The following is a 12,836-nucleotide window of genomic DNA, read 5'->3' on the forward strand; positions in this document are numbered from 1 at the left end:
GTCAGCGCCCCAGCACCAGCGTCAGCAAGGGGGCGCGTAACGGCGTGGCAGTGGCCGCCACCGCGCTGCGGCGCCAGCCCAGCTTGAGTACCACAGGCGCTGTGGCGGCCTCTTCACAGGACCATTGGTCCTGCGGCGTCGGGTGGGCATCGCGGCAGACCGTGGCCCGGGCTTCCGGGAGTTCGCGCGTCAGCCGCGCGGCCCAGTCGGCGATGGCGGCGTTGGCGAAGGCGGCAGGGGAACAGGGGGCGAGGTCGCAATCAGCGCGGGCTGGCGGGGCCCGGCCGGCGGTGAAGGAAAACAGGTAAGGATCGGTCGCGCCCGGGGTGGACGATGTGAAGGAAGTAGGCAGGGTGGCCGCCCGCAGTTCGGCCAACTCCTGCGCCAGCAGCGTGGCGGCGGCGTGCTGGGCGCTCTCGGCGCTGCTGCGCAGGGCATGCATTTGCAGCATCACCAGGGCCAGCGCGCCGGTGCCGATGACCAGCATGGCCACCAGCACTTCCATCATCGAGAAACCTGCGCAACGGGTTTGCATGCGGCCATCCGAAAAGAAAGCCGCGAGTGTAGGGAAAACGCCCGGGTGCTTCCACCGGGAAGCGTTTTCAGTGGCCCGCTATCGAAAACTTCAGAAGGATGAGCCGGGTTGCGTCAGGAATTGCGTTTCCTCGGCGGTGGAATCCCGCCCAAGGATGCGGTTGCGATGGGGGAAGCGGCCGAAGCGCTCGATCACCGCAAGATGGCGTCGCGCATAGTCGGCATAGCCGTCGAAGGCCGCCTTGTCCTCGCCGCTGGCGGATTTGGCCAGGGCCGTCATCAGTTGCACCACGTATTGCTGGTCATCCAGGTCTTCCGCATGTTCCAGCGGCAGGTAGAGAAATACCCGTGCCAGCGGCGGCAGTTCCTGGTCCAGCCCCATGGCCAGCGCCAGATGCGTGCACTGGCGTGCCAGTTCATCGAAGGCGAAGGCCTGTGGGGTGTCGCGGTAGATATTCCTCGGCATCTGGTCCAGCAGCAGGATCAGCGCCAGCATGGAATGCGCATCCTCGGTCCAGTCATCCAGCGCATTGGCTGCAGCCTGCTGCACCAGCGCTTCGAAGCGGCTGCGACACTGGGCGTCGATGTCCGGGTTCTTGCTCCACCAGAGCTTCTTCTGGCGTTCGGCCACCTGATGTGCCGGCATGGCCTCCCAGCCTTCGCCGAACCAGAAGTCCAGCACTTCCCCGACCTGCGTGGCGCTCTTCATTCGGCGATCACGGTGATCTGCACATCACCCAGGCTGACTTTCTGGCCGACCGTGATCTTGCAGGTCTTGCGGCTTTCGGGCTTGCCATCGACCCGCACGTGGCCTTCGGCCACCAGTTGCTTGCCGGCACCGCCGCTGTCGCACAGGCCGCAGAGTTTGAGCAGCTGGTTCAGTTCGACATGGGGATGGCCCTGCAGCGGGAAGGTGATCTTTTGCATATGCTTTCTTTCGGGAGCGCAGCCCCGGGCGGAGCGGACGTGCGGCCAGGGGAATGAAACAGGGAGCGGTAAGGTACGCCGCTCAGGGCGTTTTGTCCAGACCGTGTTCCACAGCATACACCGCAATCTGTACCCGGCTGGAAAGCTTCAGTTTCTTGAGGATGTTCTGGACATGGATCTTCACCGTGCTCTCGGCTACGTCCAGGGTGCGGGCGATTTCCTTGTTGCTCTCGCCACGGGCCACGCAGGCCATGGTCTCGCGTTCGCGGGCGGTCAGCCTGTCGCGGGCGGCCGTCACCGGGGCCGGTGTCTGGTGGGCGGCGCGGAACTGCATCACCAGCTTGGCCGTCATCGCCTCCGAGATCACCGGTTCGCCGGCAGCGGCGCGCTTGATGGCCTGCACCAGATACTCGGCCTCGATGTTCTTGAGCAGGTAGCCGGCGGCGCCATTGTGCAGGGCGGTGCTGAGGTCGTCGGCTTCTTCCGAGACGGAGAGCATCAGCACAGCCGTGTCGGGCAGGTCTTCCACGATCAGCTGCATCGCTTCCAGACCCGACAGGCCGGGCATGTTCAGGTCCATCAGCACCACATCGGGCTGCAGCTGGCGCGCCCGCTTGACGCCGTCCAGACCATCGACGGCCTCGCCGACGACCTCGAATTCGGGATGGCGTTGCAGCAGCAGGCGTACGCCGCTGCGAAACAGGGTGTGATCATCGACGAGCAGGATGCGGATGGGCGTGGGCATGGTGGGGCGGTTCCTTGCAAAGATTCTGGGATGGCTTCAGGCCACGAGGCGTTCCTGGCGCATCAGGCGGATGGTGACGCAGGTACCTTCATCGGGCCGGCTGTCGATCTGCAGTTGCGCGCCCAGGCGGTCGGCGCGTTCCTGCATGATGCGCAGACCCACGTGGTCGGCGCCCTTGACGCTGGCCTTGTCGAGCTGGAAGCCGTGACCGTCGTCGCGCACCGTCAGGCAGAAGTCGCGGCCGTTGGTGACGGCGATGTCCACCCGGTTGGCCTGGGCATGCTTGCGGATATTGGACAGTGCCTCCTGCAGGATGAACAGCACCTGCAACTGCTGTTCCGGCGCCAGCGGCGGACCGTCGCCGCTGATGGTGATGGCGCCTTGCAGGCCGGTCTGGCGCTGCAGCTTGTCGAGCGACTTGCGCATTTCGGAGTCGAGGCTGCTGTCCTGCAGGCGGCTGCGGAAGTTGAGCAGAAGTTCGCGCACGTCTTCATAGTTTTCCTGCACGCCGGTGCGCAGCATGGGCGCGATCTCGCGGATTTCGGCCAGGTTCTCGCGCGCCAGCGAATCCTCCAGCATCTGCACCTGCAGGTTGAGGAAGTTCAGTCCCTGGGCAATGCTGTCATGCAGGCCCTGGGCCATCAGGTTGCGTTCGTGGGCGATGGCGAATTCCTTTTCGCGGGCGATCAGGCGCTGGTTCTCGATGGCCGCGCCGAGGTGGCGGCCCAGGGTTTCCAGGAGGCGGCGCTCGTCGCCGTCGATGCTGCGCTCCTGCAGGAAATGCAGGGAGAAACTGCCGATGGCCTGTTCCCGCACCAGGATCTGGAAGATGCCCAGCGACAGCGCGCCTTCTTCCTGGCAGCGGTAGCGCCGCTGTGCATCGAGTTCGCGGAAATCGCGTACCAGGATCACCCCCTGCCGGGTAGCTGCGCCGCACAGGCAGTCATCGACCTTGATGCAACGTTCCTCATCGATGATCTTGTCCGAGATGCCGTCCTGCACCGTGAGATAGAGATTGCCGCGCTCGTCGAGGATGCGCACCGTGCCGCCATCGGCCTGCATGCGCTGCATGATGCGTTTGAGGAAACCATCGCACAGGGCTTCGATGGTATGCGCGCCCGAGAGGAAGTCGGTGATCTCGTAGAGCGTGCCGACTTCTTCGTTCTGCTCGCGCAGGCGGGCGGTCTTTTCGGCCACGCGCTCTGCCAGCGTGCGGTGCACGCCTTGTACATGATCGGCCATCTGGTTGAAGGCCTGGGCCAGTTGGCCGAACTCGTCTTCACTCTCCACCGCCAGCCGCACGTCCAGGTCGTTTTGCGACATGCGTGCAATGCCCGCCTGCATGCGCCGCACCGGGCCGACGATCCACAGGTAGAGCAGATACAGCACCGCGATGCTGGCCGCCAGCGCGAGGAAGATCAGCGCCGTCTGGCACAGCCGCAGCCAGGTGGTCTTGCCGGTGAGGTCTGCTTCCACATAGGCCACCAGCAGGTTGATGTCGCCCACGAAGTCGGGCAGCTCCTGCAGGTAGCGATCCAGCGCCTGCTGGCGCAGTACCGGGTCGTCCGCTTCCAGCACGGTGCGGGCATGGACCTGCATGCGCTGCTGCCATTGATCTTGCACGTGCAGCAGCTGTTCGTGAATGGGACCGGTGGCCGGCACGAAGCTGGGTTCCCCCGCCTGCCCGGTCTGCACCAGTGTCAGGATCTGGCTGAAGCGTTCGATGTGGTGCTGGAGGTCGGAACGCTCGTGGCCGGTTTCCATCGCCAGGCCCAGCTCGTAGGAGCGCATGCGCAGGCTGCCGGCCTCGTTGATGACGGTGCCGCCGCCCTCCAGTTGCCAGGACAGCAGCAGGGTATAGCCGATGGCCGTCATCGTCAGGCCTAGTCCTACCAGGGTCATCAGCAGGATGCGGAAGGTCAGGCGCTTGTGGGGCGGCAGCGGGTTGGGGAGCAGGGCCAGGGTGGGAGAGGGCATGATGGAAGGTTCCAGGGCTAGCCAGGGAAGCGGCAGTCTAGGCCGTTGGCGGGACCAAAACACCGGGTCCAGGTCAATCTTTGTGCAGATCGTGCAGATCGTGCAGGATTTGCCGGTCCTGGCGCCCTAGCCGCCGGTCTGCGACATGAAGCGGATGATTCTGTGCGGTGCCTGACTGAATTCATGGCGTTCCGGCTTGAGTTCGATGGCCAGGCGGATCGCCTCCTCCAGCCCGCCATCATCGATGCCGGCGCGCAGCAGCGGACGCAGTTCCAGGCGCGCCTCCTGTCCCAGGCAGAGGTAGAGCGTGCCGTCCACCGAGAGCCGCACGCGGTTGCAGGTGGCGCAGAAGTGCTGGCTCATGGGTGTGATGAAACCTAGCGTGCAGCGACCATCGGCGCTGCCCCAGTAGCGCGCCGGGCCACCGCCCAGCTCGGTGGCCAGGGGCTGCAGGTCGAAGCGGGCCACCAGTGCATCGCGCAGCGGACCAAGCGCGACGACACCGCTGTTGCGACCGGTCTCGCCCATGGGCATGGCTTCGATCAGGCGCAGGATGAAACCCTGCGCGAAACAGAACTCCGCCATGCGTGGCACCTCGTGTTCATTGACGCCGCGCAGTACCACCATGTTGACCTTGATGGGCGCAAATCCGGCATCCCTGGCGGCGGCCAGTCCCGCCATGACGCTCTGCAGGCTGTCGCGCCCGGTGATCTGCGCCGCGCAGGCGCGATCCAGGCTATCCAGGCTGACGTTGATGCGCCGCACGCCGGCCGCCCGCAGCGCTCTTGCGTGCTTGTGCATCTGCGTGGCGTTGGTGGACAGCGACAGTTCCTCCACCCCCGGCAGGGCCGACAATTGCGCGGCCAGCGTGGACAGCTTGCGACGCATCAGCGGTTCGCCGCCGGTGAGCCGTATGCGCCCCACGCCGAGTCGGGCGAAGGCGGCGATCACGCGCGTGATCTCGTCGAAGTCGAGCCAGTTGGCCGGCTCCTCGAAACCGGAAAACCCCTTTGGCATGCAATAGCTGCAACGCAGGTCGCAGCGGTCGGTGACCGACAGCCGCAGGTAGTCGATGCGCCGCCCGAAGCGGTCCAGCAGGGCCGGGCGGCCGGGAGATGGGACGGGTGACGGGACGGGCGAGGACATGCAGGCTCCTTATTGCAGCAGCGGCGATGTCATGCCGGGAAGTTGCACGCCAGTGATGCGGGCAGCGCCCACCAGTTGCTGCAGGTAGTGACGCATGGCTTGGTCATGGGCGGCGCGTTGCAGGGCCTGGGCGATGTTTTCGCGCACCGCCTCGAAGGGCAGGCGTGTGCCGTCCAGCTTGCGCCCCACCTGGACGATGTGCAGGCCGAAGCGGGTCTCCACCAGGCGCGGGATGATGCCCTGTGGTGTGGCGGCGAAGACGGCCCGTTCGAATTCCTGCACGCAGGCGCCCCGGGCGATCTGCCCCAGGCTGCCGCCCTGTGCGCCGGAGGGGCAGTTGGAGAGCGTGGCCGCCTGTGTGGCGAAGTCCTCCGGTTGCGCCAGCAAGCCCTCCAGTACCGACTCTGCGCGCAGGCGCAGGGCCGCCAGATCGACCTCCGGGGTGACCTGGAACAGGATATGGTTCACTTCCGCCAGCGCCCCGATGATGAAACGTTCAGGCGTGGCCTGGTACTGGCGTCGGCATTCTTCTTCGCCGGCCTGCGGGACGCTGACCTGGCGCTGCAGCAGGAGCTCGATACGCGCATCGTCGTCCTCACTCTGCAGCTGCAGGCGCTGCGCTTCCTCCAGCAGCAGCCGGCGCAGCACCAGGGTGGTCATGGCCGACTGCAGGTCCTGGTCATCGGCATCGCGGGCGGCCAGTTCCTTGGCCATCTCGGCGTCGCTCAGTTCGTATTCATTGACGGTGACAGGCATCCTGGTTCTCCTCGCTCAACGCGGCCGCACCAGTTGCCAGGCCCGGCTCAGGTAGGTGATGGAGGCAAAGCCGCTCCACACATGCACCAGCCGCGTGAAGGGGAAGATCACGAACAGCGTCAGCCCCATGAACAGGTGCAGCTTGAACAGCAGCGGCGCACCTTCGATGAAGCCGGCGGCGTCGCCCCGGAAGGTGACGATGTGCTGCGCCCAGGTCATCAGCAACACCATCATGTGGCCGTCGCGGTGCTGGGCCGATTCGGCGATGGTGGACAGGCCCAGGCACAGCGTGACCAGCAGCCACAGCAGCAGGAGCTTGTCGGAGGGGCGGGTGACGGCGGCGATGCGCGCGTCCGTCAGGCGGCGATGGATCAGGATCGCCAGTCCCAGCAGGCAGAGCGTGCCGAACACGCCACCGGCCGCCATGGCGACCAGTTGCTTGAAACCGTGGCTCACGCCCACGGCATCCCATACCGCCACCGGCGTGAGCAAGCCCACCAGATGACCGAAGAACAATCCCAGCACGCCGACGTGGAACAGGATATTGCCCAGTCGCAGGCGGCCGGCATGCAGCAGTTGCGAGGAGTCACTCTTCCAGGTGTACTGCTCGCGCTCGAAGCGCAGCAGGCTACCCAGCAGGAACACTGCCAGGGCGATGTAGGGGTAGATGCCGTAGAGGAATTGGTGCAGGTAGCTCATGCTGGTCTCCCGGGAGCGGATTGGGTGGCGGACGGTACGGCGGAGCGGGCATGCTGCCGGGGATGGAAATGCAACGGCTGCACGCCGCCCGGCCCGGGTTTGAGCAGGGGTTCCACGCCGTCGGCACCGGGACCGAAGACTTCCATGGCCTCGTCCATGTCGCGCACTGGTGGATCGTCCTGCTCGCGTGGCACGACCTCGGTGAGCCGGGTCAGCAACAGCAAGGGCGCGGCGTAGGGGCTGTCCCGGCGCTGCAGGCGCTGGCCGATGGCGGCCAGCACATGGATCGCCTCGCCCAGCAGCAGGGCGGCCCTGTCCTGCGACAGCAGGCTCAGGAATTCCAGGAACAGCGGCACATAGTCCGGCAACTCGCTGGTGGCCGGCTCCAGGCCCTGGCTACGGTATTCCTCCAGCAGATCGACCATGGCCTGGCCGCGGTCGCGGCTTTCGCCGTGGATGTGTTCGAACAGGTGCAGCGACAGCGCGGCACTGCGGTCGAAGGTATCGACGTAGTTTTCCTGCAGGGTGAGCAGCGGGACGGATTGCAGGTGGTGCAGCAACGGTTGTAGCGCCGGCAAGGCATCCGCTAGCGCCGCCTCGCCCTGCAGGGCCTGTTCGATCTCGGGCAGTGCTGCGATCAGTTCGGGCTGGGGATAACTCATCAGCGCCGAGACGACGCGGTAGATCGTGCCGCTGCCGGCCGCGTGATTGACGTGGGAAGTCATGACAGGGGCTCCATTCATTCTGTGACAGGGGACTTCTTGCGCGACTTGGGCATGTCCACGAAGATCACGCTGCCTTGCGGCTTCTTGCCGAACAGGCTGCCGTCGGAGACGCCACCGGAACAACCGTTGCCGAAGCTGAAGCCGCAACTGCCCTTGTCGTTGAAGCTGTCTTCCACCATTTCCTTGTGCGAGGACGGCACCACGAAGCGGTCTTCGTAGTTGGCGATGGCCAGGGTCTGGTACATGTCCTCGACCTCATCCGCCTGCAGGCCGACCTGCTGCAGCAGCGCTTCTTCCTGTCGGCCGTGGACGGTCTGGGCGCGCTTGTAGGCGCGCATGGCCAAGAGGCGTTGCAGGGCGTTGAGGATGGGCGCTTCCTGGCCGGCGGTGAGCAGGTTGGCGAGATAGCGCAGCGGGATGCGCAGCGATTTCACGTCGGGGATGATGCCGTCCATCCCCATGTGGCCGGCTTCGGCCGCCTTCTGGATCGGCGACAGCGGCGGGATGTACCAGACCATGGGCAGGGTGCGGTATTCCGGATGCAGGGGGAAGGCGATCTTCCATTGCATGGCCATCTTGTACACCGGCGAGCGGCGTGCCGATTCCAGCCAGCTCTCGGCGATGCCCTGGCGGCGCGCCTCGGCGATCACGGCCGGGTCGTGCGGGTCGAGGAAGCAGTCCAGCTGGGCCTGGTAGAGCGCCTGCTCGTCGGCCACCGAGGCCGCCGCTTGGATGCGGTCGGCGTCATACAGCAGCACGCCCAGGTAGCGGATGCGCCCGACGCAGGTTTCCGAGCACACGGTGGGCTGGCCGGCCTCGATGCGGGGATAGCAGAAGGTGCATTTCTCGGCCTTGCCGGAGCTCCAGTTGTAGTAGATCTTCTTGTACGGGCAACCGGAGATGCACATGCGCCAGCCACGGCACTTGTCCTGGTCCACCAGCACGATGCCGTCATCCTCGCGCTTGTAGATCGAGCCCGACGGGCAGGATGCTACGCAGGCCGGGTTCAGGCAGTGTTCGCACAGGCGCGGCAGGTACATCATGAAGGTCGATTCGAAGCTGCTGTGCATCTCCTTCTGCACGCCCTCGAACAGCGCATCCTGGCTACGGGCGCTGAACTCGCCGCCGAGATCGTCTTCCCAGTTCGGCCCCCAGGTGATCTTGTCCATCTTCTTGCCGGTCAGCACCGAGATCGGCCGTGCCGTGGGCGGGGTCTGCATCAGGGGTGCCTTCTGCAGGTGTTCGTAATCGTAGGTGAAGGGCTCGTAGTAGTCGTCGATGGCCGGCAGGTTGGGATTGGCGAACAGATTGGCCAGGATGCGCAGGCGGCCGCCCTGGCGCGGCTCCAGCTTGCCGGCGGTGGTGCGGGTCCAGCCGCCTTGCCACTTCTGCTGGTTTTCCCATTGCTTCGGATAGCCGATGCCGGGCTTGGTCTCGACATTGTTGAACCAGGCGTATTCCACGCCGTCGCGGCTGGTCCAGACGTTCTTGCAGGTCACCGAGCAGGTGTGGCAGCCGATGCACTTGTCCAGGTTGAGCACCATGCTCACTTGTGCGCGAATTCTCATGATGCCGTCCTTTCTTGCAGGCTGCCGTCGAGCCAGTCGACCTTGTTCATCTTGCGCAGGATGATGAACTCGTCGCGATTGCTGCCGACGGTGCCGTAGTAGTTGAAGCCATAGGCCAGTTGCGCATAGCCGCCGATCATGTGGGTTGGCTTGAGCACCGCCCGCGTGACCGAGTTGTGGATGCCGCCGCGCTTTCCGCTCAGTTGCGCGCCGGGGGTGTTCACGATCTTTTCCTGGGCGTGGTACATCAGGCAGATGCCGCCCGGGATGCGCTGGCTCACCACCACGCGCGCGGTCAGGGTGCCGTTGCTGTTGAAGACTTCGACCCAGTCGTTGTCCACCAGTCCTGCGGACTTGGCGTCGTCTTCCGAAATCCAGACATGCGGCCCGCCGCGACTCAAGGTGAGCATGCGCAGGTTGTCCGAGTAGGTGGAGTGGATGCCCCACTTCTGGTGCGGCGTGAGGAAGTTGAGCACGATCTCCTTCTCGCCATTGGGGTGCCGCCCGAGCATGGGCGCTACCGTCTTGGTATCGACCGCCGGTTTGTAGACGCACAGGCCTTCACCGAAATCCAGCATCCAGCGGTGGTCCTGGTAGAACTGCTGGCGGCCGCTCAGGGTGCGCCAGGGAATGAGTTCATGCACATTGGTATAGCCGGCGTTATAGCTGACCTCTTCTGACTCAAGACCCGACCAGGTCGGCGCCGAGATGATCTTGCGCGGCTGCGCCTGGACGTCGCGGAAACGGATCTTGTCGTGCTCGCGGCCCCGCGCCAGGTGGGTGTGGTCGCGCCCGGTGATCTTGCCCAGTGCTTCCCAGGCCTTGACCGAGACATGGCCGTTGGTTTCTGGAGCGAAGCTGAGGATCATCTCGCAGGCATCGATGGCGCTGTCCAGCCGTGGGCGGCCCTGGCTGACGCCGGGCTCGGTGACGCGCCTGTTCAGTGCGCCCAGTTCGCCCACCTCATGTTCGGTGTTCCAGTTGATGCCCTTGCCGCCGTTGCCCAGCTTGTCCAGCAGCGGGCCGACCGAGGTGAACTTCTTGTAGATGTCTCGGTAGTTGCGTTCCACCACCATGAAATTGGGGGCGGTCTTGCCGGGGATGAGGTCGCATTCGCCCTTCTTCCAGTCCTTCGGTTCGAAGGGCTGGCCCAGTTCAGCCGGGGTGTCGTGCATCAGCGGCTGCAGCACGATGTCGCTGCGGGTGCCGAGGTATTCGCCACCGATCTGGCTGAACTTGCTGGCGATGCCCTTGTAGATTTCCCAGTCGGTCTTGCTCTCCCACAGCGGTTGCACCGCTTCGGACAGCGGATGGATGAAGGGATGCATGTCCGAGGTGTTGAGGTCATCCTTTTCGTACCAGGTGGCGGTGGGCAGCACGATGTCGGCATACAGGCAGGTGGTGCTCATGCGGAAGTCCAGCGTCACCAGCAGGTCCAGCTTGCCCTCGGCAGCCTCTTCCCGGTACTTGACCTCGGCCGGGCGGATGGCCTGCCCGGCGTCGTCGAACAGCGCATGCTGGGTCCCCAGCAGGTATTTCAGGAAATACTCGTGGCCCTTGCCGGAACTGCCCAGGATGTTGGAGCGCCAGACAAACATGTTGCGCGGGAAGTTCTTCGGGTTGTCGGGGTCGTCACAGCTCATGTTGACGGTGCCGGACTTCAGGGCTGCCTTCAGGTAGTCCTGCGGGGTCTGGCCCAGTGCCTGGGCGGCGTCGCACACGTCCAGCGGATTGGTTTCCAGCTGCGGGGCCGAGGGCAGCCAGCCCATGCGTTCGGAGCGTGCGTTCATGTCGATCATGCTCATGCCGGCCAGCTTGTCCTTGTCGGCGGTGGGGGCGACGATCTCGTCCAGGCCCAGCTTTTCGTGACGCCACTGGCTGGTGTGGGCGTAGAAGAAGCTGGTGCCGTTCATCTGCCGGGGCGGGCGCACCCAGTCGGTGGCGAAGGCCAGCGGCGCCCAGCCGAACTGCGGGCGCAGCTTTTCCTGTCCCACGTAGTGCGCCCAGCCACCGCCGGACTTGCCCACGCAACCGCACATCATCAGCAGGTTGATGATGCCGCGATAGATCATGTCGTTGTGGTACCAGTGATTGAGCGCGGCGCCGACGATGACCATGCTCTTGCCCTCGGTGTCGTGGGCGTTCTGCGCGAACTCGCGTGCCACCTGGATCACCAGCTCGCGCTTGACGCCGGTGTGCTTCTCCTGCCACGCCGGTGTGTAGGGAATGTCGTCGTCATAGGACTGCGCAATCTGGCCGCCCAGACCCTGGTCCACGCCATAGTTGGCCATCATCAGGTCGTGCACGGTGGCCACCAGCGCGGTGCTGCCGTTGGCCAGGCGTACGTGGCGCACCGGCACGCGGCGCTCCTGCAATTGCTCGGCGTCCTCGCCGCCGAAGTAGTTGAAGGTGACTGGGACCACCTCGTCGTGCCGGTCCACCAGCGAGAGCAGCGGATCGATCTCGCGACCGGAGTGACCGTCCCGGCTTTCCAGGTTCCAGCGGCCCAGCTTGGCGCCGTCGTTGACCTGGCCCTCGCCCCAGCGGTAGCCGATGGAACCGTTGGGCGCGACGATCTGGCCGGTGGTGGCATCGATGGCCAGGGTCTTCCAGTCGGCGTTGTTGGCTTCTTCCAGCTGGCCGGGCATCTGCGAGGCGCGCAGCAACTGCTCCGGCAGGTAGCGGCCGTCGCGTTCCACCAGTCGTACCAGCATGGGCAGGTCGGTGTATTGCCGGACGTAGTGGCGGAAGTAGGGCGAGGGGCGCTGCAGGTGGAATTCCTTGAGGATCACATGGCCCATGGCCATGGCCAGCGCGGCGTCGGTACCCGGGCGCGGGGCCAGCCAGATGTCGCCGAACTTGACCATCTCGCCGAAGTCCGAGGACACCGCCACGGTCTTGGTCCCCTTGTAGCGCACCTCGGTGTAGAAGTGGGCGTCGGGGGTGCGGGTCTGCGGCACGTTGGAGCCCCATACCATCAGGTAGGTGGCGTTGTACCAGTCGGACGATTCCGGCACGTCGGTCTGCTCGCCCCAGATCTGCGGGCTGGCGGGCGGCAGGTCGCAGTACCAGTCGTAGAAGGACAGGGCCACGCCGCCGATGAGGCTCAGGTAACGGGCGCCGGCCGCATACGACACCATCGACATGGCCGGGATGGGCGAGAAGCCGATCACCCGGTCCGGGCCGTACTGCTTGATGGTGTAGGCATTGGCGGCGGCGATGATTTCGTTGGCGGTATCCCAGTCGGCCCGCACGAAGCCACCCTGGCCGCGCACCGACTTGTAGCTTTTTGCACGGGCGGGGTCGCTGGTGATGGCGGCCCAGGCCTCGACCGGGCCCAGGGTGCGGCGCGCCTCCTGCCACAGTTGCATGAGACGGCCGCGGATCATCGGGTACTTCACCCGCTGGGCGGAGTAGACGTACCAGCTATAGGAGGCGCCACGCGGGCAGCCGCGCGGCTCGTGGTTGGGCAGGTCGGGACGGGTACGGGGATAGTCGGTCTGCTGGGTTTCCCAGGTGATCAGGCCGTTCTTGACATAGACCTTCCAGGAGCAGGACCCGGTGCAGTTGACCCCGTGCGTGGAGCGCACCACCTTGTCGTGCTGCCAGCGGCTGCGGTAGGCGTTTTCCCATTGGCGGTCTTCGTCGACCACGGCGCCATGGCCATCGGCGAAGGTGGACTTCACCCGCGACATGAACTTCAATCGGTCCAGAAAATGACTCATCGTGAATCCTCGGTTGCGTGGGTGCATACCCCAC

At 65.3% G+C, this 12,836-nt stretch carries 11 protein-coding genes; all 11 read right to left on the bottom strand.

Going from position 1 to position 12,836, the window contains the following annotated elements:
* Window position 1 precedes the first annotated feature (1 nt).
* The 11 genes from pilV to HFRIS_RS15240 all read right to left on the bottom strand — a co-directional run bounded on the left by pilV (window position 2) and on the right by HFRIS_RS15240 (window position 12,802).
* A complete protein-coding gene (gene pilV / locus HFRIS_RS15190; protein WP_039875961.1) occupies window positions 2-535 on the bottom strand; it encodes a type IV pilus modification protein PilV in 534 nt (177 codons plus the stop codon).
* Window positions 536-625: 90 nt separating this feature from the next.
* The gene (locus HFRIS_RS15195) at window positions 626-1,243 is read right to left on the bottom strand and encodes a DUF924 family protein (RefSeq protein ID WP_006464283.1); all 618 of its coding nucleotides are present in this window, start codon (window positions 1,241-1,243) and stop codon (window positions 626-628) included.
* Window positions 1,240-1,461: an RNA-binding S4 domain-containing protein gene (locus HFRIS_RS15200; protein ID WP_006464284.1), complete on the bottom strand. Its 222-nt coding sequence runs from the start codon at window positions 1,459-1,461 to the stop codon at window positions 1,240-1,242. The genes HFRIS_RS15195 and HFRIS_RS15200 overlap by 4 nt, the downstream gene beginning before the upstream one ends.
* An 82-nt stretch (window positions 1,462-1,543) precedes the next feature.
* Window positions 1,544-2,206, bottom strand: a complete 663-nt coding sequence (locus HFRIS_RS15205) for a response regulator (RefSeq protein WP_006464285.1) — start codon at window positions 2,204-2,206, stop codon at window positions 1,544-1,546.
* A 36-nt stretch (window positions 2,207-2,242) separates the two neighbouring features.
* Window positions 2,243-4,183: a type IV pili methyl-accepting chemotaxis transducer N-terminal domain-containing protein gene (locus HFRIS_RS15210; protein ID WP_006464286.1), complete on the bottom strand. Its 1,941-nt coding sequence runs from the start codon at window positions 4,181-4,183 to the stop codon at window positions 2,243-2,245.
* 126 nt (window positions 4,184-4,309) lie between these two features.
* Window positions 4,310-5,329 (bottom strand): GTP 3',8-cyclase MoaA, encoded by a 1,020-nt coding sequence (moaA, locus tag HFRIS_RS15215; RefSeq protein ID WP_006464287.1) that lies wholly within the window; start codon window positions 5,327-5,329, stop codon window positions 4,310-4,312.
* A 9-nt stretch (window positions 5,330-5,338) separates the two neighbouring features.
* Entirely contained in the window at window positions 5,339-6,085 is a 747-nt protein-coding gene (locus tag HFRIS_RS15220; RefSeq protein ID WP_006464288.1) for a peptidylprolyl isomerase, read from the bottom strand.
* A gap of 15 nt (window positions 6,086-6,100) precedes the next feature.
* Window positions 6,101-6,784 carry a respiratory nitrate reductase subunit gamma gene (narI, locus tag HFRIS_RS15225; RefSeq protein WP_006464289.1) on the bottom strand — a complete coding sequence of 228 codons (684 nt, stop codon included), beginning with the start codon at window positions 6,782-6,784 and terminating at the stop codon, window positions 6,101-6,103.
* Window positions 6,781-7,509: a nitrate reductase molybdenum cofactor assembly chaperone gene (gene narJ, locus HFRIS_RS15230; protein WP_006464290.1), complete on the bottom strand. Its 729-nt coding sequence runs from the start codon at window positions 7,507-7,509 to the stop codon at window positions 6,781-6,783. The genes narI and narJ overlap by 4 nt, the downstream gene beginning before the upstream one ends.
* Before the next feature lie 14 nt (window positions 7,510-7,523).
* Complete coding sequence (gene narH / locus HFRIS_RS15235) at window positions 7,524-9,077, bottom strand: nitrate reductase subunit beta (RefSeq protein ID WP_006464291.1); 1,554 nt, start codon at window positions 9,075-9,077, stop codon at window positions 7,524-7,526.
* Window positions 9,074-12,802, bottom strand: coding sequence for a nitrate reductase subunit alpha (locus HFRIS_RS15240; RefSeq protein ID WP_006464292.1), 3,729 nt, complete (start codon window positions 12,800-12,802; stop codon window positions 9,074-9,076). Before HFRIS_RS15240 ends, narH begins: the two co-directional genes overlap by 4 nt.
* Window positions 12,803-12,836: the final 34 nt, after the last annotated feature.

Origin of the sequence: Herbaspirillum frisingense GSF30 (assembly GCF_000300975.2) — a bacterium.
Classification (GTDB): Bacteria; Pseudomonadota; Gammaproteobacteria; order Burkholderiales; family Burkholderiaceae_D; genus Herbaspirillum; species Herbaspirillum frisingense.

What these genes read in the sequence shown, in the direction of transcription:
- pilV (WP_039875961.1), bottom strand. Translation starts at nt 535, where the DNA reads ATGCAAACCCGTTGCGCAGGTTTCTCGATGATGGAAGTGCTGGTGGCC.
- HFRIS_RS15195 (WP_006464283.1), bottom strand. Translation starts at nt 1,243, where the DNA reads ATGAAGAGCGCCACGCAGGTCGGGGAAGTGCTGGACTTCTGGTTCGGC.
- HFRIS_RS15200 (WP_006464284.1), bottom strand. Translation starts at nt 1,461, where the DNA reads ATGCAAAAGATCACCTTCCCGCTGCAGGGCCATCCCCATGTCGAACTG.
- HFRIS_RS15205 (WP_006464285.1), bottom strand. Translation starts at nt 2,206, where the DNA reads ATGCCCACGCCCATCCGCATCCTGCTCGTCGATGATCACACCCTGTTT.
- HFRIS_RS15210 (WP_006464286.1), bottom strand. Translation starts at nt 4,183, where the DNA reads ATGCCCTCTCCCACCCTGGCCCTGCTCCCCAACCCGCTGCCGCCCCAC.
- moaA (WP_006464287.1), bottom strand. Translation starts at nt 5,329, where the DNA reads ATGTCCTCGCCCGTCCCGTCACCCGTCCCATCTCCCGGCCGCCCGGCC.
- HFRIS_RS15220 (WP_006464288.1), bottom strand. Translation starts at nt 6,085, where the DNA reads ATGCCTGTCACCGTCAATGAATACGAACTGAGCGACGCCGAGATGGCC.
- narI (WP_006464289.1), bottom strand. Translation starts at nt 6,784, where the DNA reads ATGAGCTACCTGCACCAATTCCTCTACGGCATCTACCCCTACATCGCC.
- narJ (WP_006464290.1), bottom strand. Translation starts at nt 7,509, where the DNA reads ATGACTTCCCACGTCAATCACGCGGCCGGCAGCGGCACGATCTACCGC.
- narH (WP_006464291.1), bottom strand. Translation starts at nt 9,077, where the DNA reads ATGAGAATTCGCGCACAAGTGAGCATGGTGCTCAACCTGGACAAGTGC.
- HFRIS_RS15240 (WP_006464292.1), bottom strand. Translation starts at nt 12,802, where the DNA reads ATGAGTCATTTTCTGGACCGATTGAAGTTCATGTCGCGGGTGAAGTCC.